At 60.0% G+C, this 24,169-nt stretch carries 16 protein-coding genes; 10 read left to right on the plus strand and 6 right to left on the minus strand.

What is annotated here, in order from left to right; genetic code table 11:
- Window positions 1–5: 5 nt before the first annotated feature.
- On the minus strand, window positions 6–716 hold the full coding sequence (locus tag CX511_RS12115) for a histidine phosphatase family protein (protein WP_101293350.1): 711 nt from the start codon (window positions 714–716) through the stop codon (window positions 6–8).
- A 197-nt stretch (window positions 717–913) separates the two neighbouring features.
- Here CX511_RS12115 and sohB point away from each other — a divergent pair, with 197 nt between their 5' ends.
- Complete coding sequence (gene sohB, locus CX511_RS12120) at window positions 914–1,930, plus strand: protease SohB (protein WP_045179969.1); 1,017 nt, start codon at window positions 914–916, stop codon at window positions 1,928–1,930.
- A gap of 71 nt (window positions 1,931–2,001) precedes the next feature.
- Window positions 2,002–7,212, plus strand: coding sequence for an NEL-type E3 ubiquitin ligase domain-containing protein (locus CX511_RS12125; RefSeq protein ID WP_101293302.1), 5,211 nt, complete (start codon window positions 2,002–2,004; stop codon window positions 7,210–7,212).
- A gap of 43 nt (window positions 7,213–7,255) precedes the next feature.
- Here CX511_RS12125 and CX511_RS12130 read toward each other — a convergent pair whose 3' ends face one another.
- Together CX511_RS12130 and CX511_RS12135 are read right to left on the minus strand one after the other, a co-directional pair.
- Entirely contained in the window at window positions 7,256–7,750 is a 495-nt protein-coding gene (locus CX511_RS12130; protein ID WP_101293301.1) for a DUF934 domain-containing protein, read from the minus strand.
- Window positions 7,734–9,386 (minus strand): nitrite/sulfite reductase, encoded by a 1,653-nt coding sequence (locus CX511_RS12135; RefSeq protein ID WP_101293300.1) that lies wholly within the window; start codon window positions 9,384–9,386, stop codon window positions 7,734–7,736. The genes CX511_RS12130 and CX511_RS12135 overlap by 17 nt, the downstream gene beginning before the upstream one ends.
- 220 nt (window positions 9,387–9,606) lie before the next feature.
- On the opposite strand from CX511_RS12135, the gene CX511_RS12140 reads away from it, so the two are divergent.
- Window positions 9,607–10,689 carry an ABC transporter substrate-binding protein gene (locus CX511_RS12140; protein WP_101293299.1) on the plus strand — a complete coding sequence of 361 codons (1,083 nt, stop codon included), beginning with the start codon at window positions 9,607–9,609 and terminating at the stop codon, window positions 10,687–10,689.
- Window positions 10,690–10,950: 261 nt separating this feature from the next.
- Here the strand turns inward: CX511_RS12140 and CX511_RS12145 are convergent, their stop codons facing one another.
- Both CX511_RS12145 and metH read right to left on the minus strand, forming a co-directional pair.
- Window positions 10,951–11,169: a DUF2970 domain-containing protein gene (locus CX511_RS12145; RefSeq protein WP_045179978.1), complete on the minus strand. Its 219-nt coding sequence runs from the start codon at window positions 11,167–11,169 to the stop codon at window positions 10,951–10,953.
- 136 nt (window positions 11,170–11,305) lie between these two features.
- Window positions 11,306–15,013 carry a methionine synthase gene (gene metH, locus CX511_RS12150; protein WP_045179980.1) on the minus strand — a complete coding sequence of 1,236 codons (3,708 nt, stop codon included), beginning with the start codon at window positions 15,011–15,013 and terminating at the stop codon, window positions 11,306–11,308.
- 156 nt (window positions 15,014–15,169) lie between these two features.
- Here metH and CX511_RS12155 point away from each other — a divergent pair, with 156 nt between their 5' ends.
- From CX511_RS12155 to nfuA, 3 genes are all read left to right on the plus strand, one after another.
- On the plus strand, window positions 15,170–17,470 hold the full coding sequence (locus CX511_RS12155) for a fatty acid cis/trans isomerase (protein WP_101293298.1): 2,301 nt from the start codon (window positions 15,170–15,172) through the stop codon (window positions 17,468–17,470).
- A gap of 111 nt (window positions 17,471–17,581) precedes the next feature.
- Window positions 17,582–18,616, plus strand: coding sequence for an acyltransferase family protein (locus tag CX511_RS12160; protein ID WP_045179984.1), 1,035 nt, complete (start codon window positions 17,582–17,584; stop codon window positions 18,614–18,616).
- Between the two features lie 57 nt (window positions 18,617–18,673).
- The gene (nfuA, locus tag CX511_RS12165) at window positions 18,674–19,258 is read left to right on the plus strand and encodes a Fe-S biogenesis protein NfuA (protein WP_045179985.1); all 585 of its coding nucleotides are present in this window, start codon (window positions 18,674–18,676) and stop codon (window positions 19,256–19,258) included.
- 137 nt (window positions 19,259–19,395) lie between these two features.
- Here nfuA and CX511_RS12170 read toward each other — a convergent pair whose 3' ends face one another.
- The gene (locus CX511_RS12170; RefSeq protein WP_101293297.1) at window positions 19,396–20,340 is read right to left on the minus strand and encodes a LysR substrate-binding domain-containing protein; all 945 of its coding nucleotides are present in this window, start codon (window positions 20,338–20,340) and stop codon (window positions 19,396–19,398) included.
- A 114-nt stretch (window positions 20,341–20,454) separates the two neighbouring features.
- Between CX511_RS12170 and phnD the strand changes: the two genes are divergently transcribed.
- The 4 genes from phnD to psrA all read left to right on the plus strand — a co-directional run bounded on the left by phnD (window position 20,455) and on the right by psrA (window position 24,147).
- On the plus strand, window positions 20,455–21,324 hold the full coding sequence (gene phnD / locus CX511_RS12175) for a phosphonate ABC transporter substrate-binding protein (RefSeq protein ID WP_082071278.1): 870 nt from the start codon (window positions 20,455–20,457) through the stop codon (window positions 21,322–21,324).
- Window positions 21,321–22,115 carry a phosphonate ABC transporter ATP-binding protein gene (gene phnC, locus CX511_RS12180; protein WP_101293296.1) on the plus strand — a complete coding sequence of 265 codons (795 nt, stop codon included), beginning with the start codon at window positions 21,321–21,323 and terminating at the stop codon, window positions 22,113–22,115. The genes phnD and phnC overlap by 4 nt, the downstream gene beginning before the upstream one ends.
- Before the next feature lie 2 nt (window positions 22,116–22,117).
- A complete protein-coding gene (gene phnE, locus CX511_RS12185) occupies window positions 22,118–22,942 on the plus strand; it encodes a phosphonate ABC transporter, permease protein PhnE (protein WP_045179993.1) in 825 nt (274 codons plus the stop codon).
- Window positions 22,943–23,055: 113 nt separating this feature from the next.
- Complete coding sequence (gene psrA / locus CX511_RS12190; protein WP_101293295.1) at window positions 23,056–24,147, plus strand: iron-containing alcohol dehydrogenase PsrA; 1,092 nt, start codon at window positions 23,056–23,058, stop codon at window positions 24,145–24,147.
- The last annotated feature ends 22 nt before the right edge of the window (window positions 24,148–24,169 follow it).

A 24,169-nucleotide genomic window follows, 5' to 3' on the forward strand; every position in this document is an offset into this window, starting at 1 on the left:
GGGGCTCAACGATAGGTGATGAGCTCCGGCACCTTCAGCAGCTGCACGTGGGCTTGGCTGTTGAAGGAAGCCAGGGCCACCTCGCGGCCACGAAACTTCAATTGGCTTAGCGAGGTGTTGATGATCTGCCAGTTCAGCTCGAACGCCTGGCTGGCAGTGATACGGGTTACCAAGTGGAGCAGGGCGGTGATGGTCCCACCCGACGTAAAGATCGCAATGTTGTCGCCGCTGCCAGCCTGCTGCAGCACCCGCTGCAGGCCCGCATCGACGCGCTGGGTGAAAGCTTGCCAGGATTCGCAGCCTTCACCGGCGTATTCACCGCCGTGCCAGCGCTGGATCAGTAGGGCAAACAGGCGCTGGAATTCGCTGCGGTTGTGCGCGCCGTTGCGCAAGATGTGCAGGGCTTCTGGCTCGTCCGGCAACAGGCCAGGCAACAAGCTACGGATCACCGCGTCAGCATCGAACTCGTTGAAGGCGTCGTCGGTTTCCAGCAGTGGCACCTCCACACCGGCATTGTGCATGACCGCCAGTGCCAGGCGTGCGGTGTCTTGTTGACGGCGTAGATCGCCCGCCAGGCAGCGGTCCAGGCGCACCCCCAATTGGGCCAGGTGCTCGCCGAGGGCTTCGCTTTGACGGATGCCCAGCGGCGAGAGGACGTCATAGTCGTCTGCACCAAATGAGGCCTGGCCATGTCGAATCAGGTAGATGCTGCCCACGTCATACGCCTGCATTAAGAATGAGGCCGAGGTTAGGTTGCCTCCAGCGGGCTGTCAACGAAAAAACATACAAGCGTTTGAAAAGAGCGTTTGAACTGCATTGCTGGACATTTCCTACGCTGGCAGGGGCAAGGCGGCGTCGGTATGCTTGACTATCGGTTCGCGCCGTTCGGGCGCCGGCATGTTAAGGAGTTACTGTGGAGTTTCTTGCAGAGTACGCAAGCTTTCTCGCCAAGACCGCGACCCTGGTGATCGCGATTCTGATTGTCCTCTCGGCAATTGCCGGGTTGCGTGGCAAAGGCCGGCGTAAAGCCGGTGGGCAGTTGCAGGTCAACAAGCTCAATGAGTTCTACAAGGACTTACGCGAGCGTCTGGAAAGCAGCCTGCTGGACAAAGCCCAGCTCAAGGCCCTGCGCAAGCAGCAGGCCAAGGCGCAAAAACAGCAGAAAAAAACGCCTGAAGATAAATCACGGGTGTTTGTGCTCGATTTTGACGGCGATATCAAAGCATCGGCCACCGAGAGCCTGCGCCACGAAATCACGGCTGTGCTGAGCCTGGCCACGCCGCGTGATGAAGTGGTGCTGCGTCTTGAGAGTGGTGGTGGGATGGTGCACAGCTATGGGTTGGCGTCCTCGCAGCTGGCGCGTATTCGCCAGGCGGGCATTCCGCTGACGATTTGTATCGACAAGGTTGCCGCCAGTGGTGGTTACATGATGGCGTGTATTGGCGACAAGATTGTCAGTGCGCCGTTTGCCATTCTCGGCTCCATTGGCGTGGTTGCGCAGTTGCCTAACGTCAACCGCTTGCTGAAGAAGCACGATGTTGATTTTGAGGTGTTCACCGCCGGTGAGTACAAACGAACCGTGACCGTGTTTGGCGAAAACACCGAGAAGGGGCGGGAGAAATTCCAGGAAGACCTGGACGTCACCCATCAACTGTTCAAAGATTTCGTTTCACGTTATCGCCCGCAGCTACACATTGATGAGGTCGCCACGGGCGAGGTTTGGTTGGGCGTTGCGGCGCTGAACAAGCAACTGGTAGACGAACTCAAGACCAGTGATGAGTACCTCGGTGAGCGCGCGCGTGAATCGAACCTGTACCACCTGCACTATGCCGAGCGTAAGAGTCTGCAGGAGCGGGTAGGGCTGGCGGCCAGCGGTTCGATTGAAAACACCTTGCTCGGGCTGTGGAGCAAACTCGGCCAGTGGCGCTGAGCAATATGTAACACCTGAACAGTGGTTAAATCGCTTTTCCTGTGGGTCCAATTACCCACAGGAAAGCACTTATGTCTACGTCTCACATTCCCACTATTCCCGGTCTGCATGGTCGCTTCCTGGCCGAACGGCTGCCAGACTTTCTGAAACACGCGACACCTGCCGACCTCAAGCGCTGGCGCGAAATCCAGCGTCCGGCACAGTGGGCGCCGTCCGGTAGCGCTGTCTGGTTCGATCAGGCAGATGAGTATGAACAGCGAATGCTGCTCGATCTTCAGGACCGTAGTCGACTGTCCACTCAAGCCCTGGCCACAGCCTTGAAACACTTAAAAGGGGTGGGCGCGTTTGCCGAGCCTCTGCTCAAGGCGGCGTTGAAGGACAGCGGGCTTTTGCGAACGCTGGAGCACACCGTCGACGTCAACACCGACACGTTGGTGGAGCTTCGTTACGAGTCGCAGCTGCTGGGCTCATTGCTGCGACTTGTGCCGCGCCAACAAACGTTGATGCAGGCTGCCCTGCAGAATTTCGCCGACGGTACGCGATTTGAGAAAGGGAGTGCATTGGCCCCCAAGGGTGGTTTTACCTTTGAGTTCACGCCTGACTCCAATCCCGAACGCCCGCGTTTTCAATACCGGTACACTCAAAAGCTGGCGATTGAGCCCGAGCGTTTTGCCGCGTTGTGCCACGAGCTGGACGTAGGCGGAAAGTACCAGGCCCACCTGCGTGAGGTGTTTGAACACCCCGCGACTGCTGACGTAGTGCGCACGCTGTCCATCAACGCCGACAAGGACCATTTACGGCTGGCCGCACAAGTGGCGTTCATGAAAGGTGAGATCACCGAATCGGCGCATACCATGCTCACCGCTCTGCTCAATGGTCAGCGTGCACCACACCTACATGGTAAGCCGGTCACGTATCAGTCCCTGAGTATGTTTGACACGCCGCTTGACGGCGTGCTGGTGTTCAGTGCGGACCGGATCAGCAGTGACCGTGTGGAGCCCATAATCGCCTACTTGCCTGGCGCACCGTTGTACCCACTCAAGGAGTACGCATCGGTGGCCGAATTCAAGAAAGACTTGCGCATAAACCTGCTAAACCCTGCTTACCTGACGTTGTTTCGGGACTACGTGCCCAAGCATGAGCAGGCGCACTTCTTTAGCCGCGTGAACGAGGCGTTGTACGTGGGAGCGTTCAACGCTGATGCCAACCTGCACATGCGTGATATGCAGATCGAAACCGAATTATTCGGCTATCGGCAAGACCAGCACCTGCAGCGGCTCAAGGCCAATGCCCGCTACCTGGCGGTGCCCAGTGCCGAGGTTGATGAAGCGGCCAGGCAGCAGCGCTTGGCGTACTGGGAGAGCATTGGCTTCAATGTGCTCAATGCTGCAGCGTTCTTTATACCTGCCTTGGGTGGAGTGATGGCGGTGGTGGGCGCTGCACAAATGATCAAAGAAGTGATCGACGGTGCTCACGCGTGGGAGGCCGGGGAGCGTGAGGAAGCGTTGGCCCATTTTGAGTCGGTGGGGTTGAATATTGCCTTGGCGGCTGGCCTGGGGGCCAGCGCTCATGGTGTTGCACCGATGCAGGCGAGCGAGCAGGTGGACAGCTTGTTGCGGGTCACCCTGCCTGGCGGCGAACAGCGCTTGTGGAAACCTGATCTGGCGCCCTATGCACGCAATTTCGACCTGGCAGATATCACCCCCGATGACCGTGGGCTTTTCCGCTTCAATGACGAGACGACCTGTATCCGTATCGACGAGCAGGTCTATGAAGTGTCCCAGGGCGAAGAAGGCACGTGGTCGATCCGTCACCCCGACGACCCCCACGCGTATCAGCCGGCCCTCAGGCATAACGGCGAGGGTGCCTGGCAGGCAGTGGGTGAGCAACCCTTGCAATGGACGCATACCCAGCTGTTGAGGCGCATTGGCCATGCCGCGGATGGCTTGTCGGATCAGGAACTTGAGCAGGCCGCCCAGGTCAGCGGGGTTGATGACGACGTGCTGCGCCGCATGCATGTCGACCACCTCGCGGTGCCACCATTGCTCAGTGACGCCTTGCGTCGTTATCAAGTCGATCAGCGGGTAACTCGGCTGATCGGTAGTTTGAGCAGCGGTGAGGCCGCCGTGGAGGGGCTGGACTTGGCGCCTGAGTTGAGCCTGGAGTTGGCGCAATGGCCTGCGCGGGTCATTGAGGTGTATGACGAAGCCAACCTTTACCGAGCGCCCATTCGCTATGGCGCAGAGCGCTGGCCGAGCGGGCGGGTCATTCGTGTATCGGTCCGGGAACTGTACGCCAATCAACTGGCCGATCGGGTGCTGGCGGACCTGGACGCCACTGAAGCCCTCGACCTGTTCGGTTTGGCAGTCGAGCCGCGTCAACGTCTGGCCGTATTACGACGGCTTATTGCAGAGCGTGCGGTACTGCGCCGCGGGGAGATTTACCAGGTTTTGTATGAGCAGGGACGCGCGCCTCGCAGTGCTGAACAACAACGTCTGATCCGCGATTTCCCCTTGCTGACCGATGCCGTCGCACAGGAGATCATTGGCGCTGCCAATGCCGATGAGCGCGTGCAGTTGCAGGCCATCGACGGCCGTGTGCCAATGCGCCTGGCCGAAGAGGCCCGGATCTACCAACGTCAGATTGCGCTGAGCCGGGCCTTGCAGGGCGTGCAACATCCGTCTTTGGCAAACCTTGACAGCGATCGCCTGACGCTGGGGTTGTTAGCCGAGTTGGCAGGTTGGAGCGACACCGTTCGGATTGAACTGCGCGAGACCTCCGCGTCGGGGCGTCTGCTTGCCAGAATTGGTCAGCCCGAAGGCGAGCTGAAAGTGATCGTGCGTCAGCGCGGCGAGTACCTCGCTTATGACGCTGCGGGCTTGCAACTCAGTAGGGACAAGCAATTACTCGCCTCATTGCTCAAGGCTCTGCCTGACCGTGAGCGGCAGGCTTTGAATCTTGATATCCAGGCAACGCAATCGTTGCACGCCGTGTTGTGCTCCCTTGCTGTGCAAGACCGAGCCATGGCGGCGAGGCTGCTTGGCCAACAACCCATCAAGCCCTGGTTTCGTTCGCCCTTGCGCTTGGCCGATGGCCGTGTCGGCTATCCACTGGGCGGGATCATTGGGGGTGACAGAGCCATCAATGCCCAGCTCAACGCGCTGTTCCCACAGGTGAGGCAAGCAGAGCTTGAAGCCATAAAGCGCCGCTTGCTGGAAGAGAACCAAACATTGGGCGACGCCGTATTCAAGCTGCAGGGCGAACACGATAGCCTCCAACAAACCCTTGACCAGTGGGTAGAGGAGGCCCGTCCGGACATCTTCATGCACGCCTCTCGCCGAACGGTCCGCGCGCAGTTGATCATTGCCTGGCGTCGCATACCCGTGCGCGGTCGACCGGCGACCGAGGTGGTGTTGAGTGCACCGGATGTCGGGTCGCTACCGGTGTTGTCGGCACGTTTTGAACATATCCAAAGTCTGAACATCGATCGCATGAATCTGCAGCAGCTGCCCGACGGATTTTTACGCTGTTTCCCCCGGCTTGAGCGCTTGACGTTGGAAGGCAATCCGCTGGGGGTGATTCCGCCTGAGGTCAGTACATTGACTGAACTGCGCCATCTGGACGTGAGGGAAACCCGGCTTACCGACAGTGACACCATGTTCGATGCACTGACGCCGCTGGTGCGGCTACGGTCGTTGGAGTTGCAAAGCAACCGGATGCGCAGCATCCCTGATACAGCGGTGGAAACGTTGGCCAGGTTGCCTGCACTGACCCGCCTGAACCTGCGTTATAGTCGGGGGCTGAGCAACAATGGCCTGGTGTTATTGGCCCGCTTACCGCTGCAAGACCTGGACTTGAGCAATACCGGGCAGGTGCTTGATCAGGCCGGCGCCCAGACCTTCTCAAGGTTTGTCCATTTGCAGCGTTTGCAGATGAGCGGCAACCCATTGGGGCAGGTGCCCGAGCTCGGCAATCTGGTACAGCTGCAGCATCTGGACCTGGAAGCGTGCCACTTGACGGCGTGGCCAGACGGGCTGACCACCCTGATGAATCTGGAACCTAATCAATTGCGCAGGGTCATTCTGAGCCGCAATCAGATCACCCAACTACCGGACATTGCCAGTACACGTTTTGGCGCCGCTTTACGTGCCCAGACAGATGCCACGCTGCGGCTGAACGTGCACTACAACCCACTTGAGGCCGATAGTATCGCGCGGTTGGATGAAGTCGGTTCAACATTTGTGTCGGAAACGACCAGGCCGCCACAGCCTGGTTCCACCTGGCTGCAGGGGGCCGGTCAAGCCCAGCGCGAGCTGTGGAGCACGATGTTCGAGTCGCGCCAGAATGCCGCACTGCTTGGGATGTTGGAGCGATTGACGCTATCCCAAGAGTTTCAGCGTGATGCACTGGCACTGCGAAAGCGAGTGTGGACAATGCTTGAATTGGCCTCGCAGCACACGCCGCTCAGAGAGGAGTTGTTGGCAATCGCTGAAGCCTTTCCGGTCACGTGTGGCGACGCGGGCGCCGATGCCTTCAGCGACCTGGAAATCGCCGTGCTGGTGTTTCAACGCAGTGCACAGGCAACCGCAAGTGACCGCGGTGCGGAGTTGTTGGCGCTGTACAAGCAACTGTTCCGCCGCCATGAAGTCCAGCGGTTGGCCGATACCTTGGCACTGGCGCGCATTGTGCGACGTCGCGCGTTGCTTGACAGTGTTGAACTGCTCCCTCTGGATCCGCTGGATGACATCGACGATGCGCTGTTGCGTCGTGAAAAGGTCGATGATATCGAGATTCGGCTGGCCTTGCGTCAGGCGTTGGCAGGCGTCCTGGACTACCCGGAACCTTCCAATGGCATGCTCTACCGGAGCATGGCCAATCTGACGCCGAAGACCATAAAGCGTGTTAAGAACGCGGTCATGGCGGCAGATACAGTGGCTAACCGACACGCGTGGATGGTGGGTGAAAACAGCTGGCAGCGTTACCTCAAGCAGCGCTATGCGCCGCAGTTCGAAGGCGCTGCGCAGCATTGGGCTGAAGGTCTGGAGTACCTGGATTACTGCAATGGTGCTGACGAAGTGCCTGAGGCGCTCAACAGCGACGTGGCGGACGTCTTGCGTACAGCATTGGATCAGGAGCCCATTGGGCCAGACGCTAGGCCACGTCGGCTCGAAATCGGCAGTCAAGGTTATCTAAAAGCGGTCGACGCCCTGGCAGGCGCACAAAAAAGCGCTGAAACACAGCTATTGGTACAGTTGACGGCTGCTCAAGAGGCTGCGTCCTGAGGCACACATAACAAAGGCCCCGCCTAAGCGGGGCCTTTGTTGTTCAGCGACGACGGAACAACGGTTGCGGCTCGTCGGTTGCCGCCTGGTAGGTCACCGAGAAGTCCTTGAGACTATCCAGGGCTTCAACCGGGTCTTTGTCGGCGCGCAGGGCGAAGGCGTCGAAGCCACAGCGCTTCATGTAGAAGAGCTGATCACGCAGTACATCGCCAATGGCACGCAGTTCGCCGGTGAACTTGTAACGATCACGCAGCAGGCGCGCATTGGAGTAGTTGCGCCCGTCGGTGAAGGCTGGGAAGTTCAGGGCGATAACCTGGAAGCTGGCGACGTCTTCACCGATTTCCTCGGCTTCTTCGTCGGCATCCAGCCACACACCCAGGCCGCCATCGCGGGCCTTGAGGGCGTGGCCGTGATCGCGCCACAGCTGCAACGGCACGATGTAGTCGTCGCAATTGGTCAGTTCGTCCAGCGTGACGTCCTTGGGCAACAGGTGCCAGGTTTCGTCGACGATTTCGTTGTGCTTAATGATTCGCTGCATAGACGCGCTCCTTGAAGGGGTCGATGCCAATACGTTGGTAGGTGTCGATGAAGCGCTCGTCTTCGGTACGTTGTTCAACGTAGACATTGATCAGCTTCTCGATCACATCCGGCATGTCGTCCTGGGCAAAGGACGGACCGAGGATCTTGCCCAGGCTGGCGTCACGGCTGGCGCTGCCACCGAGGGACACCTGGTAGAACTCTTCGCCTTTCTTGTCCACCCCGAGAATGCCGATGTGACCGACGTGGTGGTGACCACAGGCGTTCATGCAGCCGGAGATGTTCAGGTCCAGTTCGCCGATGTCGAACAAGTAATCCAGGTTGTCGAAACGGCGCTGGATGGATTCGGCAATCGGGATCGACTTGGCGTTGGCCAGCGAACAGAAATCGCCGCCTGGGCAGCAGATGATGTCGGTCAGCAGACCGATGTTCGGCGTGGCGAATCCGTTTTCACGTAGCTCCAGCCACAGGGCGTGCAGTTGGCTCTGCTCGACATCGGCAAGAATGATGTTCTGCTCGTGGGAGGTGCGCAGCTGACCGAAGCTGTAACGCTCGGCAAGGTCGGCGACGGCATCGAGCTGTTTGTCGGTCAGGTCGCCTGGGGCGACACCGGTAGGCTTGAGCGACAGGGTCACGGCAACGTAACCGGGCTTCTTGTGCGCCAGGACGTTGCGGGTGCGCCAGCGGGCAAAGCCTGGGTGCTGTTGTTCAAGCTCGCTGAAATCGAGGTTATCCAGCTGCTTGTAGTCCGGGTCGACAAAGTGCTTGGCCACACGGTGCAGCTCGGCTTCGGTCAGCGTGGTGCTGCCGCCGCGCAAGTGGGCCATTTCGGCTTCAACTTTCTCGGCGAAGACTTCCGGGGTGAGCGCCTTGACCAGAATCTTGATCCGCGCCTTGTACTTGTTGTCACGACGGCCATAGCGGTTGTACACCCGCAGGATCGCATCGAGGTAGCTGAGCAGGTCCTGCCAGGGCAAGAACTCATTGATAAACGCACCAACGACCGGGGTACGGCCCAGGCCACCACCGACCAGCACGCGGAAGCCCAACTCGCCGGCGGCGTTGTACACCGGCTCCAGGCCAATGTCGTGTACTTCGATGGCAGCACGGTCGCTGTTGGCCCCGTTGATGGCGATCTTGAACTTGCGCGGCAGGTAGGCGAATTCGGGGTGGAAGGTGGTCCACTGACGAACGATTTCGCACCATGGGCGTGGATCGATCACCTCATCGGCAGCGACACCGGCGAACTGGTCGGTGGTGACGTTGCGCAGGCAGTTGCCGCTGGTCTGAATCGCGTGCATCTGCACGGTGGCCAGCTCGGCCAGGATCTCAGGGATGTCTTCCAGCGCCGGCCAGTTGTATTGCACGTTCTGCCGGGTACTGATGTGGGCATAGCCCTTGTCGTAGTCGCGCGCGATCCTCGCCAGCATCCGCGTCTGACGCGAAGTCAGCTGGCCATAGGGCACAGCGACCCGCAACATCGGGGCAAAACGTTGAATATAGAGGCCATTTTGTAGGCGCAGGGGGCGGAACTCTTCTTCGCTCAGCTCACCGGCCAGGTAGCGGCGGGTCTGATCACGGAACTGCTTGACGCGGTCCTCGATGATCCGCTGATCGTACTCGTCGTATACGTACATAGGGGTCCTGTTCTCAAGCTGCTTGCAGCTAATCGCGCGCACGGCCGCGCTCTCCCAAAGCGGAGCGGATGGAAAGATAGCAGTTTGCGGTTATGCGCAAAAGTGATGTTTTTGCATATGAAAAGAACCATTTGGACTAAGTGAGACTGAATGCCATTTGGCCGTTTGACCCTCTGCGGTGTTTATAATTAACGGTTTGAATAGCAGGAGTTGAATCCCCATGCTCAAGGCCTTGTGCCAAAGCCTATGGCTGAGTCTGCCACTGGCTGCCAGCGCGCAGGCTGCGTCGGTGGTGTTTCTCAATCCGGGCTATTCCAACGAAACGTTCTGGGTCAGCTATTCACAGTTCATGCAGGCCGCTGCCAAGGACCTGGGGATGGACTTGCGTATCGAATACAGCGAGCGGCGCCCTGAACTGGCCCTGACCCAGGCGCGAGAGGTGCTGCAAAGCCCGCAGCGGCCCGACTACCTGGTGTTGGTCAACGAGCAGTACGTTGCCCCGGAGATCATCCGCCTGTCGCGCGGCACTGGGGTCAAGCTGTTCGTGGTCAATAACGGCTTGACCGAGGACCAGACCGAGTTGATTGAAGAGCACCCAGACAAGTATCCGCCGGTGCTCGGCACCCTGGTCGGCAACGATGAACAGGCCGGCTACCAAATGCTCAAGGCGTTGCTTGCCTTGCATAAAAACAGCACAAACACCCGGCCAATTGAAATGCTCGCCTTTTCCGGCCTCAAGACCACCCCGGCTGCGCAGTTGCGGGAGCAGGGCATGCGTCGGGCCCTGGCTGAACACCCAGAGGTACGCTTGCGCCAGGTAGTGTATGGCGGTTGGACGCAAGCGCGCGCCTATGAGCAGGCGCAGCAACTGGTCAAGCGCTACCCGAATATCGAATTGGTCTGGTCGGCCAACGATGAAATGGCCTTTGGCGCCATGCAGGCGTTTATCGAGGCAGGGCGCACACCGGGCAAGGATGTGCTGTTCAGTGCCGTCAACAGTTCGCCACAAGCGCTACAGGCGCGCATCGACGGGCGCCTGAGCGTGCTGATGGGCGGACACTTTTCCTTGGGGGGATGGACGATGGTGTTACTGCACGATGATGCGCTGAACCTGCCAATTGACCGCGACGGACAGCGCACCCATGTGGTCCCGGTGTTGCAGCTGATTGATCCGCAGCGTGCCCGGCGCTGGCTGAACCTACAGAATCAAGCCGACTATGGTCTGGATTTCAATCGCTTCAGTGCTCAGGGGCGTCCCACCGATTACCGCTATCCCTTTCTGAGCGAACCGGTCAACTATTGAAAAGTCCCTGCTTGAGCAAAGGGCATTGCTGAACTTAACTGCTACGGGTGACATGCATTCCCATAATCACTACAAGAGGCGATGCAATGGAAAATTCGACCAAAGCGGGTAAGAGTGACAGCCGTGTCGACGCCTGGGCGATACTCTGTCTGATCATCCTGGTGGTTGTGACTGCCGTGTATTGGGTCAGCCACCAGTGACATCACGCGATGGGTAATCATGAACCGCCCGCAGAATGGACATCTGCGGGCGGATTGTTTTTCAGCGGGCAGTCAGGTGCATGGCCAGTTGCACCAGCCCGATCAGCGCCAAAATGAAGATCAAGGTGAACACGGTGCCCAGCGCGATAAAGTGACTGGCCTTGCCGTGATTGAAGTCGCGCGCGCGATTCTTGCCGGTCTGCACCCCGAACGCTGCTGCCAGAATGCTTTGCAGCATTTGCCAGAAGGTGGGTGGTTTACCTTGGGCTGGTTCGTCCATGAGGGGCTCCTGGGTATAGGCATCCCCACAAGTGTAGACCGTGCTGGCCCCATCGCCGGCAAGGCCGACTCCCACCCGTTGTGCATGCACCGGACTCTGTGGGAGCTGGCCTTGCCAGCGATGGCGTCACCGCGGTTTAGTTGTCATAGCCAAGGTTAGGCGCCAACCAGCGCTCACTGACGCTCAAGTCCTGGCCTTTACGCGCCGTATAGCTCTGCACCTGATCCTTGTCGACCTTACCCACCGCAAAGTACTGCGCCTGCGGATGCGCGAAGTACCAGCCGCTGACCGCTGCCGCCGGGAACATGGCGAAGTGCTCGGTGAGGAACACACCGCTTGGGCCAGTCTCGCCAATCGCCGTGCCATCGAGCAGGCGGAACAGGGTTTCTTTCTCGGTATGGTCCGGGCACGCCGGGTAGCCCGGGGCAGGGCGGATACCGCAATACTGCTCTTTGATCAGCGCTTCGTTATCCAGGTGCTCGTCCTTGGCGTAACCCCAATAGTCTTTACGCACCTGTTCGTGCAGCCATTCGGCGCAGGCCTCGGCCAGACGGTCGGCCAGGGCCTTGACCATGATCGAGTTGTAGTCGTCGCCGTTGTCCTGATAGGCCTTGGCCACTTCTTCGGCGCCGATGCCGGCGGTGGTGATGAAGCCGCCGACATAGTCGGTAATGCCGGTTTCTTTTGGCGCAACGAAGTCGGCCAGAGAGAAGTTCGGCTTGCTGTCCGGCTTGATCGTCTGCTGGCGCAGGTGGTGCAGGTGCGCCAATGCCTGACCGTCTGCGCCGTAGACTTCGATATCGTCATGATTGATCTGGTTGGCCGGCCAGAAGCCGAACACTGCGCGGGCGCTGATCAGCTTCTCGTCGATCAGCTTGGCGAGCATTTCCTGGGCATCCTTGAACAGTGCGGTGGCGGCTTCGCCCACCACTTCGTCCGTGAGGATGCGCGGGTATTTGCCGGCCAGGTCCCAGGAGATGAAGAACGGCGTCCAGTCGATGTACTCGGCCAGCACCTTGAGGTCGATGTTTTCCAGCACCTTGACGCCGGTGAAAGTCGGTTGCACCGGCTGGTAGCCTGCCCAATCGTACTTGGGCTTGGCGGCAATCGACTGTTCATAGCTCAGGCGTTCGGTGCGGGCACTGCGGTTGGCGGTACGCTCGCGCACGTCGATGTAGTCCAGGCGGGTCTTCTCGACAAAGCCCGGCTTGAGTTCCTTGGACAGCAGCTGGGTGGCAACACCCACCGCGCGCGAGGCGTCAGTGACATAGACCACTGCGTCGTTGCTGTACTTGGGCTCGATCTTTACCGCGGTATGCGCCTTGGAGGTGGTTGCGCCACCGATCATCAGCGGCAGGTGGAAGTCCTGGCGCTGCATCTCGCGGGCGACGTGGACCATTTCGTCCAGCGACGGAGTGATCAAGCCGGACAGGCCGATGATGTCGCACTTCTGTTCGCGGGCGGTCTGCAGGATCTTCTCGGCCGGGACCATCACACCGAGGTCGACGATGTCATAACCGTTGCAGCCCAGTACCACGCCGACAATGTTCTTGCCGATGTCATGCACGTCACCCTTAACCGTGGCCATGAGGATCTTGCCTTTGGCTTCAGGCTTGTCGCCTTTCTCGGCTTCGATGAAGGGGATCAGGTGAGCAACGGCCTGCTTCATTACCCGCGCCGACTTCACTACCTGTGGCAGGAACATCTTGCCGGCGCCGAACAGGTCGCCGACCACGTTCATGCCGCTCATCAGCGGGCCTTCGATGACTTCGATCGGCCGCGCGCATTGCTGGCGGCACTCTTCGGTGTCTTCGACGATAAAGGCAGTGATGCCCTTGACCAGGGCATGCTCCAGGCGCTTGCCGACCGGCAGCGAACGCCATTCTTCGTTCTCGACTTCCTTGACCGCGCCGCCGCCCTTGTAGTCGTCGGCAATCGCCAGCAGGGCATCGGTGCCCTCCGGGGTACGGTTGAGCACCACGTCCTCGACCTTCTCGCGCAGTACTGCCGGGATCTCGTCATAGATCTCCAGCTGCCCGGCGTTGACGATACCCATGGTCAGGCCATTCTGGATCGCGTGGTAGAGGAACACCGAGTGAATCGCCTCGCGCACCGGGTTGTTGCCGCGGAACGAGAACGAGACGTTGGACACCCCGCCTGAGGTCAGCGCATAAGGCAGGTGATCGCGAATGTAAGCACAAGCCTCAATGAAATCGACAGCATAGTTGTTGTGCTCTTCGATGCCGGTGGCGACGGCGAAGATATTCGGGTCGAAGATGATGTCTTCCGGCGGGAAGCCCACCTCATTGACCAGAATATCGTAACTGCGCTGGCAGATTTCGCGCTTGCGGGCAGCGGTATCGGCCTGGCCGACTTCGTCGAAGGCCATCACCACCACCGCAGCGCCGTAGCGCTTGCACAGTTTGGCGTGATGCTTGAAGGCGTCGACGCCTTCCTTCATCGAGATCGAGTTGACGATGCCCTTGCCCTGAATGCATTTGAGGCCCGCCTCGATCACTTCCCACTTGGAAGAGTCGATCATGATCGGCACACGGGAGATGTCCGGCTCACCGGCAATCAGGTTGAGGAACTTGACCATGGCCGCCTGGGAATCGAGCATCCCTTCGTCCATGTTGATGTCGATCACCTGGGCACCGGCTTCGACTTGCTGCAGGGCCACTTCCAGGGCTTCGGTGTAGTTCTCTTCACGAATCAGCCGGGCGAACTTGGCGGAACCGGTGATGTTGGTGCGCTCGCCGACGTTGACGAACAGCGAGTTGCGGTCGATGGTGAACGGCTCCAGGCCCGACAGGCGACAGGCCTTGGGAATGTCCGGGATCACCCGTGGCGAGTACTTACTGACAGCTTCGGCAATCGCCTGGATATGCCCAGGGGTGGTGCCGCAGCAACCGCCGATGATGTTGAGAAACCCGCTGGCGGCGAACTCTTCGACCACCACCGCCATCTCGGCCGGGGTTTCGTCGTATTCACCGAAAGCGTTCGGCAGGCCGGCGTTGGGGTGCGCCGACACGTGAGTGCCGGCTTTGCTCGACAGCTCTTCCAGGTACGGGCGCAGGTCCTTGGCACCGAGGGCGCAGTTCAGGCCCACCGAGATCGGGTTGGCATGACGTACCGAGTTCCAGAACGCTTCAGTGGTCTGCCCGGAAAGGGTACGGCCGGAGGCGTCGGTGATGGTGCCGGAAATCATGATCGGCAATTCCACACCGTCTTCTTCGAACACCTGCTGCACGGCGAAGATTGCCGCCTTGGCGTTAAGGGTGTCGAAGATGGTCTCGATCAGGATCAGGTCAGCGCCGCCTGCGATCAGGCCGCGCGTGGCCTCTAGGTAGTTTTCTACCAGCAGATCGAAGGTGACGTTGCGATAGCCGGGGTCGTTGACGTCGGGGGAGATCGAGCAGGTGCGACTGGTCGGGCCGAGCACGCCGGCGACAAAGCGCGGCTTGTCGGGGGTTTCCAGGGTCTTGGCATCGGCCACCTGACGGGCGATGCGGGCACCTTCGAGGTTCAGCTCATAGGCCAGCGACTCCATACCGTAGTCGGCCTGGGAAATCTGCGTGGCGTTGAAGGTGTTGGTTTCGAGAATATCGGCGCCAGCGTCAAGATACGCTTTTTCGATAGCGGCAATGACATCTGGGCGCGAGAGCAGCAACAGGTCGTTGTTGCCTTTGACATCGCTTGGCCAATCGGCAAAGCGCGTGCCACGATAGTCGTGTTCCTCGAGGCGGTAGCTTTGGATCATAGTACCCATGCCGCCATCGAGAATCAGAATGCGCTCTTTGAGTGCTTGCTGAAGTGCTTGGAAACGAGCGCTGCGGTCAGACATAGGACTACCTGGTCGGGCGAAAACAAAAGTTGCGGAATAATAACAAAGCTGCGCGGTTTTTAGACGTGTTGAAGATTTACATGAATTTCATTCATGTTGGCACGCCGCCAGCACCGGTAGAATCGTGAAGCTTTCAATACCCAGGACATTCGGCACATGGTGCATCGTTTACTTGCCGGCGCTTTCGCTCTGCTCATCAGTGGCGTGGCGTTGGGGCAAGCCCCACAATCGAGCTCGGCTATTTCATATACCCGGGACATCCAACCGATCTTCACCGAGAAATGCGTGGCCTGCCACGCCTGCAACGATGCTGCCTGCCAGCTGAACCTTGGCAGTGCCGAGGGTGCTTCGCGCGGCGCCTCCAAGGTGCCGGTGTATCAAGGCGATCGCAGCGCCGCTGTAGCCCCGACCCGGTTGTTCTATGACGCAGACAGCACTGAAGCCTGGCAGCGCAAGGGCTTTTACTCGGTGCTCGACAACCAGGGCAGTCAGGCTGCACTGATGGCAAGGATGCTCGAACTGGGTCACAAGACGCCGTTGACGCCCAATGCCAAGTTGCCTGAAGAGATCGTTCTGGGCCTTAACCGCAACAACATGTGCCCCCAGCCTGGCGAATTTGACGCCTATGCCGGTGCCCATCCCAAAGAGGGCATGCCCCTGGCTGTCACGGGCTTGACCGATGCTCAGTATCAGACCCTGCAACGCTGGCTGGCAGCAGGTGCGCCGGTAGAGCACGAGCCGATCCGGCCCAACGCCACCGAGGCGGCGCAGATCGCCGACTGGGAAGCACTGCTGAACCGTCCCGGCTCGACCGAGGCGCTGGTCGGCCGCTGGTTGTACGAGCACCTGTTTCTTGCCCATGTTTATTTTGTCGGCGGTGAACAGGGACATTTCTTCCAGTGGGTGCGTTCGCGTACGCCAAGTGGCCAAGCCATTGACCTGATCGCTACGCGTCGGCCGAACGATCCGCCGGGCACCGACTTCTATTATCGCTTGATGCCGGTGCAGGGCGTGATCGTGCATAAAACCCACATCACCTACCCGATGGGGCCGAACAAGCTCAAACGCGTCAAGCAGCTGTTCTACAGTGGTGACTGGCACGCCAAGGCGCTCCCGGGCTACGGCCCGCGCCACCGCGCCAACCCCTTCGAAACCTTCGAAGCAATCCCTGCCGTGGCCCGTTACCAGTTCATGCTGGATAACGCCGAGTACTTTGTCCGGACCTTCATTCGCGGCCCGGTATGCCGTGGCCAGATCGCCACCGACGTGATTCGTGACCACTTCTGGGCGCTGTTCCAGGAACCGATCCACGACCGCTACCTGACCGATGCCGAGTACCGCGGTCAGGCCACGCCACTGTTGGCCATGCCCGGACAGATCGACGACGTCGGCAGCATCCTGTCGCTGTGGCATGCCTACCGCGACAAGCGCAACGAATACGAAAACCTGCGCCGCGAGGCGTACGCCGACCAGCCTGCGCCGAGCTGGTCGACCCTCTGGGCTGGCAACGACAATGCCTTGTTGACCATTTTCCGTCACTTCGACAGCGCCTCGGTGACCAAGGGCCTGATCGGCGATGTACCGAAGACGATGTGGCTGTTCGACTACCCGCTGTTCGAACGCACCTACTACCAGCTTGCGGTCAACTTCGATGTGTACGGCAACGTCTCGCACCAGGCACAGACACGCTTGTACTTCGACCTGATCCGTAACGGTGCCGAGGTCAACTTCCTGCGCCTGATGCCAGCTGAGCAGCGCGGCGCAATCCTCAGCGACTGGTACCAGAACAGCGGCAAAGTGAAGATGTGGATGGACTACGAGGACATCGACACCGATACCCCTAGCGCCCTGAAGCTCGATGTCCGGGATCCCAAACGCGACTTCGGCCTCAAGTTGATTCAGCGTACCGGTAGCCTCAATGCTGCCCCCGACCCGATCAACCGTTGCCAAGGCGCCTACTGTTCGCGTGCGCAAATGAATCAGGCGTTCCGTGACGTTGAGCAAACCCTGAGCCGCTTGGTCTCGCGCCCGGCGGCAGGGCTCAAGGTGATCAACCAACTGCCCGAAGCAACCCTGCTGCGTATCGAGGGGCAGGGCGGCCAACGTCAGGTCTACAGCCTGCTGCGCAACCGTGCGCACAGCAACGTCGCGTTCATGCTCGGTGAGGCCTATCGCTACCAGCCGGGCCTGGACACCCTGACCCTGTACCCCGGCGTGCTGAGCAGCTATCCCAACTTCATGTTCAACGTGCCGGCCAGCGATGTGCCGGAGTTCGTCGAAGACCTGGAAGCGGCCCGTGATGACACCGCCAAGTTCGAGCGCGTGGTCATGCGTTGGGGCGTACGTCGCAGCCATCCGCAGTTCTGGCAGTACTTCCACGACCTCAGCACCTACATCAAAGAGACCGATACGGTAGAGGCGGGCGTACTGGACATGAACCGCTACGAAAACCTCTGAACACGACCGCCGGGAAGGTCATTTGACCTTTCCCGGCAACCTGTGGTCCGACCTCTGACGCGGCTCTGGTTGTAACCAGGGCTTGAGGAGGATTTACACACAGGTATCCGGATGTTGTTTTCGCTTCAGGCGCTACGCGCGCTCGCCGCCTGGGTGGTGGTCTGCCATCACTTCATGCAGATATTCTTCGACTTCCACGCCAGTGGCCCGGTCGGGCAGTTTCTGGTCGACCGTGGGGCCGTGGGGGTGGATGTCTTCTTTGTCATCAGTGGCCTGGTGATCTACCTGTCGACCCGTGACAAGGCAATCGAGCCCAAGCGCTTTTTGCTCAACCGGGCGCTGCGTATCGTTCCTGCCTATTGGTTCTACACGGCACTGATGGGGTTGTTGCTGCTCACGGCACGCCAGTGGATGCCGCACCAGGCAATTGACCTTGAACACTTCGTACTGTCGTTACTGTTCATCCCCGCAGAAAATCCCGGTGGCTACGGCCAGTACCCGACCTTGAACGTCGGCTGGACGCTGAACTACGAGATGTTTTTCTACCTGCTGTTCTCGCTGGTGTTCCTCGTGCGCCAGCAGCATCGCTTGCTGGTGGTGGCGGCGGCACTGCTGCTGTTCAGCGAGGTGTTGACCCGGGCAGGGCTGCTCAATCACTTCTACCGCAACAACATCGTCTATGAGTTTTTGCTGGGCATTGGCATCGGCGTACTTTATCGGCGCGGTTGGATCGCCCAGGGCTTGTGGTTACCGTTGGCGATCCTGCTGAGCGCCGGGGTGGCGATCCACTACCTGGATGCGTCGCGGCGTGTGCTGCACTGGGGGCTGCCGAGTGCCTTGATCGTACTGGCCTGCGTGTCACTGGAGCCTTACTTCAAGGGCAATCGAGTGCTCAAGGCGCTCGGTGATTGCTCGTATTCGGTGTACCTGATCCATGTGCTGGTGCTGTATGCCGGCTGGTTTGCCAGTCAGCGCCTGGACTTGAACCCCTATGCCGTGTTCAGCCTGTGCGTGCCGTTGATTGCAGTGTTGTCCTGGCTCAGCTACCTGTTGCTGGAAAAGCGCTTGTACCGGCGCTTGAGTGACTGGTTTGCGCCCGCGCAGGGCGCGCCGGCGCCTGTCATGCTTTCCCGACAGAATTACTAGGACTTTGTTCGGCGGCCAGGTTGGCGTAAACTGCCGGCAAGTCTGTGAGGAACTTCCATGAGCGCCATAACTATTACCGACGCCGCGCATGATTACCTGGCTGATCTGCTGTCCAAGCAGAACACCCCGGGTATTGGCATTCGCATCTTTATTACCCAACCGGGCACCACCTACGCCGAAACCTGCATTGCCTACTGCAAGCCGGGCGAAGAAAAGCCCGAAGACACTGCCGTGGGTCTGGCCAGCTTTACCGCCTACCTGGATGCGGTGAGTGTGCCGTTTCTTGAAGATGCGGTGGTCGACTACGCCACCGACCGCATGGGCGGCCAGTTGACCATCAAAGCACCGAACGCCAAGGTGCCGATGGTCAATGAAGACAGCCCGGTCAACGAGCGCATCAACTACTACCTGCAAACCGAGATCAACCCGGGGCTGGCCAGCCACGGCGGTCAGGTCAGCCTGATCGAAGTGGTCGAAGACGGTATTGCCGTGCTGCAATTCGGCGGCGGTTGCCAGGGCTGTGGGCAGGCCGATGTCACCTTGAAGGAAGGCATCGAGCGGACCTTGCTCGAGCGTATCCCTGAGCTCAAAGGTGTGCGTGATGTGACTGACCACAGTCAGAAAGAGAACGCCTACTACTAAGCTGGCCGTTGTAGCCGCTGCCGCCAGGCTGCGATCGGCTGCGAAGCAGTCGTCATCCAGTCACCGTGATGAGCCCGTGTGACGGCCGTTTCACGGCCGATCGCAGCCTGGCGGCAGCGGCTACGAATCAATAGGGCTTACGTTGTGGGCGTTGGAGGCTGGGCATGCAACGTATCCAGACCATCACCCCGTGACTGTGGTTCGACCATTTCTGGAGTGCCCGACCTGCGGGTCACCAGTTGCAAAAACGAACCAATGACTTGGCTGTTACGTCGTTCAGCAAGGCAGTACAGGTAGGTTTCGGTGTACACCGGGTCGGCGCAAAAGCGAATGGCCTTGAGCCGTGGATCGGCAATGAACTCGGCTTGCGACACCACCCCGACACCGATCCCGCGAATGACCGCTTCACGCAGCGCTTCACGGCTGCCGATCTCCATCACCACTCGTGGCGTTACTTCGTGTTCATGCAAGGTCTTCTCCAGGGCCAGGCGGGTGGTGGAGCCGCGTTCCCTGTGCAGCAGAGGTTGTCCTTGCAAGGCCTGCAAAGGAATCTCATCGAAGCGCGCCAGGGGATGGTCGATATTGGCAAACAGCACCACCGGGTGGCGTGCATACAGCTGCGAACTGAAGGCAGGATCGTCATGCAGGCCGGCGAGTACTCCGACATCGGTCACGTAGTTTTTCAGCTCTGCCAGCACCGTGGCCGAGTTGCCGACTTTGATCGATAGGTCGATCTGCGGGTACTGGTGGCGATAGGCATCGACCATCTCGATGACATGGAACGGCCCGACCGCGCCAATCTTCAACTGGCCGCGATTGAACTTGCCGCAATCCCGTAGCAGGTTGAACGCTTCGAGCTCCAGCACCCCCAATTGCTGGGCAATTGGCAGTAATTGGCGGCCGACCACCGTCAGCTCGATGCGCCGGCCCCGACGATGAAACAGCTCGACATTGTAGTCACGCTCCAGCGCCAGGATCTGCGTGGTCACCGTTGGCTGGCTCAGGCCCAGGGCCCGAGCGCCCGCGCTGAAGCTGCCCTGGCGGGCAACGGCGAGAAAGGTGCGCAGTTTGGTCGTAGACATCCATAGCTTCCATCAATGGTTTTGCGGGAAAACGCATAGTGATTTGAAGCTGTGACTGTCACGTGACAGCCCTAATGTGGAGCGACCTTCACCCCACCTTGCAGGACGTCCACCATGAACCCGTTTGCCAAACTGATTCGTTTGACCGGCTTTGGCCTGTTGCCCCTGTTGGCCTGCACTCAGGTTTCTGCACAATCGTCGTTGAGTATCGGTCTGATTCCTTCCGAGGACTCCCAGGCCATGATCGAAAGCAGCAAGCAGGTCCTGGCGGATCTGGAGCGCCAGCTGGGTATGCCCGTCAAGCCGTTCGTAGCCACCGACTACAACGGCGTGATCGAAGCGCTGCGCGCCGGCAAGCTCGACGTGGCCTACCTGGGCCCGTTCTCATACGTCTTGGCCCATCAGGTAGCAGGTGTGGATGCGTTCGCTGTCGCCGTCACCAAAAAGGCCGGCAAGAGTGCCTACCGCAGCCAGATCGTGGCGCGCAAGGACAGCGGCATCAAACAGCTGAGCGACCTCAAGGGCCATACGTTCGCCTTCGTCGATCCAAGCTCTGCCTCTGGTCACCTGTTTCCCAAGGCCGGCTTGGAAGCGGCGGGCTATCAACCGGACAAACTATTCTCACGGGTGATCTTCTCTGGCTCCCATGACGCCAGCATCCTCGCGGTGGCCAACCGTAAGGTCGATGCCGCTGCGGTCGCTGACCGTATCTACGCCTCCGCTGTAGCCCAGGGCCAAGTTAAACCGGACGAGCTGCAGATCGTCTGGTCATCAGCCGACATTCCCGAATCACCGATGGTTTGGCGCCAGGACCTGGACCCGGCGCTGAAGCAGAAACTGGCAGCGGCCATGGCCAATATCAAGGACGTACCCTGGGGGGATCAGGGCCAGCTCAACGGTTTTCAGCCCACCACCGATGCCGCCTATGATGTGGTGCGCGAAACCGCCAAGGTCCTCGATCTCGACCTGCGGAGCATGAAATGATCCGCGTGCGCGGCCTGCGCAAGGGCTATGCAAGCAATCCGGTGCTCAAGGGCATTGACCTGGATATCGGCGCCGGCGAGTTCGTTGTGGTGCTGGGCCAGTCCGGTGCCGGCAAGTCGACGTTGCTGCGTTGCATGAACCGCCTGGTGCAGGCTGATAGCGGTGAATTGCAGGTGGCGGGCATCGACGCCATGGGCGCAGGGTGCCCGCGCGATCTGCGCCGGCAGGTGGCGATGATCTTTCAGCATCACAATGTCGTGCCGCGCCTGTCGGTCCTCAAGAACGTACTGACCGGGCGCTTGGGTTCGTTGTCGACCCTGGCCTCGGTGTTGCAGCTGTTCCGTCGCGGCGATGAGGCACTGGCGCGCAATTGCCTGCAACAGGTTGACCTGCAGCACAAGGCCGAGGCACGCACCGATTCACTCTCGGGTGGGCAACGGCAACGGGTTGGCATCGCCCGTGCGTTGGCACAACGGCCCAAGGTGATCCTCGCCGATGAGCCGGTGGCCAGCCTGGACCCAAAGACCGCGCGCCGGGTGATGCAATACCTGCGTGATGCCACCCGTGAGCAGGGCATCACCGTGGTGTGCAACCTGCATCAAGTGGATCTGGCCGAGGAATTTGGCGACCGCATCATCGGTCTGGCCCAAGGCCGGCTGGTGTTTGACAGCCAGCATGAGGTTCTCGACGAGGCCAGCCTGCAGCGTATCTACCCACAACCGGAGCGGGTAGAGGAAGGGCAGCACGTCGCGGTTGCCGTGGCGCGGTTACATCTGCAAGGAGGGCTTTGACGATGAACAATCAGTCTTCGGCTTACCGCTGGATGGTCAGCACTCCCGACACCGCGCGTGGCTGGCTGGTCACTGGCGCCTGGGTGCTGCTGGCTGTATTGCTGCTGCACTGGAGCGCCCAAGGCACGCAGTTGAGCTGGACAGAGTTGAGTAACGGCGTGCCGCAGATCGGTGACTTTCTGGCCCGCTCGATGCCGCCAGACCTGAGCATTTTGCCGCGCTTATGGCAGCCGGCAGTGGAGACCTTGCAGATCGCCTTGTGGGGCACGTTGCTGGGGATTGTCTTTGCCATCCCCCTGGCGTTTCTGGCTGCGCGCAACCTGCAGCGCAATCGCTGGGTGTATGCCGGTACCCGGCAGTTGCTCAATGTCATTCGCAGTATCAATGAGCTGATTCTTGCTCTGGTGTTCGTCTCGGCCGTTGGTCTAGGCCCGTTTCCAGGGGTCCTGGCCCTGGCGCTGCACGGGGTGGGCATGCTCGGCAAGTTCTTTGCCGACAGTATCGAAGAAATCGACCAAGGGCCGATTGAGGCGCTGCAAGCCACTGGCGCCAGACCACTGCAGGTGATCGTCTTCGGGGTGATCCCGCAGGTCATCACCGCCTGGATTGCCGTGGTGCTGTACCGCTTCGAGGTCAACTTGCGTTCGGCAACCGTGCTGGGCATGGTTGGGGCGGGGGGGCTGGGTTTTGAGCTGGTCAGCAGCCTGAAGCTGTTCAAGTACCAAGAGACGGCGACGTGCATCATCGTCATCACCTTGATGGTGGTGGCCGCAGACCTGGTGTCCAGCCGTCTGCGCCGCCGCATTCAAGGCGATAGCCAGCATTAGGGCGCTGCACGCGTGTATATCCGTTCTTTCAATGCAAGCCTTGATTCAATCTATTTGAGCGAAGGTTGTTCGGCCCCGACTATGTCCCAGCCAGAACAACAAAGGAAACCACCATGTCTGCCTATTTCCATAATCCGGTAGCCACTTGCTTCGGCAGCGGCAGCCTCAATCAACTCAGTACGCTGACCGAGCGCCAGAACGTCGCGCTGGTAACGTTCCCCGAAGCACGCGCTCTGGGGCTTATCGATCGCGTCCAGGCGTTGCTGGGCGAACGCCTGGTGTACATCGTCGAAGACGTCCAACCCAACCCGGACGTGGCCCAGTTGCGCAGCACCTACGAGCGCTTTTGGGCTGAGGCCGAGGATTGCCAGACGGTCATCGCCCTGGGTGGGGGCAGTGCCATCGACACCGCCAAGGCCCTGATCGTCGGTACTGATTCCGGGCAATTTGATGAGTTGCTTGGTTTACTGGCGCTGGGCCAACCCTTCACCCCTGCTCGCAGCAAAGCCCTGATCGCTATCCCGACCACGGCTGGAACCGGCAGTGAAGTCACCCCCTGGGCAACTCTCTGGGATAGCGCTGCGCAGAAGAAATACTCCCTGCACCTGGAGTGCACCTGGCCGAAGCTGGCAATTGTCGACCCTGAGCTGATGCTCACAGTACCGCCGGCGGTCACGGTGTCCACTGGGCTGGACGCACTGTCCCATGCCCTGGAGGCGATCTGGAACGTCAACGCCAACCCGCTCTCCGACACCTTCGCAGTGTCGGCGATAGAAGACATCCTCGACTGTCTGCCCAAGCTGCAACGTGACCTGAGCAATCGTGACCTGCGCGCGCGCATGGCGCTGGCGGCGCTCAAGGCTGGCATGGCGTTTTCCAACACCAAGACTGCGTTGGCGCACGCCATTTCCTACGAAATGACCCTGCGTCACGGCCTTCCCCATGGTATCGCCTGCTCGTTCTCCTTGCCGCTGGTGCTGGGCCTGGCGTGGGGCCGCGACAGTGCGCGCGACTGTACGTTGCAGCGGGTCTTCGGCCCGGATCTGGAGCAGGCGCGCGCACGTCTGCGCGAGTTCCTTCAGAGCCTTGGGGTCAAGACTGACTTCGCCGACTACGGCGTCGATGCCGACGAGGCCCAGGCGATGATCGCCCACGCCCTGCAGGGCGCCCGGGGGAAAAATTTCATCGGTGCCCGCGCCGTCTGACGTTCGCCGACCGCCTTGGCGC

Origin of the sequence: Pseudomonas sp. S06B 330, assembly GCF_002845275.2 — a bacterium.
Classification (GTDB): Bacteria; Pseudomonadota; Gammaproteobacteria; order Pseudomonadales; family Pseudomonadaceae; genus Aquipseudomonas.

Bases quoted from the DNA above. Each gene is read 5' to 3' on its own strand.
- CX511_RS12170 (WP_101293297.1), bottom strand. From the start codon at position 20,340: ATGTCTACGACCAAACTGCGCACCTTTCTCGCCGTTGCCCGCCAGGGC.
- psrA (WP_101293295.1), top strand. From the start codon at position 23,056: ATGTCTGCCTATTTCCATAATCCGGTAGCCACTTGCTTCGGCAGCGGC.
- CX511_RS12135 (WP_101293300.1), bottom strand. From the start codon at position 9,386: ATGTACGTATACGACGAGTACGATCAGCGGATCATCGAGGACCGCGTC.
- metH (WP_045179980.1), bottom strand. From the start codon at position 15,013: ATGTCTGACCGCAGCGCTCGTTTCCAAGCACTTCAGCAAGCACTCAAA.
- phnD (WP_082071278.1), top strand. From the start codon at position 20,455: ATGAACCCGTTTGCCAAACTGATTCGTTTGACCGGCTTTGGCCTGTTG.
- CX511_RS12125 (WP_101293302.1), top strand. From the start codon at position 2,002: ATGTCTACGTCTCACATTCCCACTATTCCCGGTCTGCATGGTCGCTTC.
- phnE (WP_045179993.1), top strand. From the start codon at position 22,118: ATGAACAATCAGTCTTCGGCTTACCGCTGGATGGTCAGCACTCCCGAC.
- CX511_RS12140 (WP_101293299.1), top strand. From the start codon at position 9,607: ATGCTCAAGGCCTTGTGCCAAAGCCTATGGCTGAGTCTGCCACTGGCT.
- CX511_RS12130 (WP_101293301.1), bottom strand. From the start codon at position 7,750: ATGCAGCGAATCATTAAGCACAACGAAATCGTCGACGAAACCTGGCAC.
- CX511_RS12145 (WP_045179978.1), bottom strand. From the start codon at position 11,169: ATGGACGAACCAGCCCAAGGTAAACCACCCACCTTCTGGCAAATGCTG.
- nfuA (WP_045179985.1), top strand. From the start codon at position 18,674: ATGAGCGCCATAACTATTACCGACGCCGCGCATGATTACCTGGCTGAT.
- phnC (WP_101293296.1), top strand. From the start codon at position 21,321: ATGATCCGCGTGCGCGGCCTGCGCAAGGGCTATGCAAGCAATCCGGTG.
- CX511_RS12155 (WP_101293298.1), top strand. From the start codon at position 15,170: ATGGTGCATCGTTTACTTGCCGGCGCTTTCGCTCTGCTCATCAGTGGC.
- CX511_RS12160 (WP_045179984.1), top strand. From the start codon at position 17,582: ATGTTGTTTTCGCTTCAGGCGCTACGCGCGCTCGCCGCCTGGGTGGTG.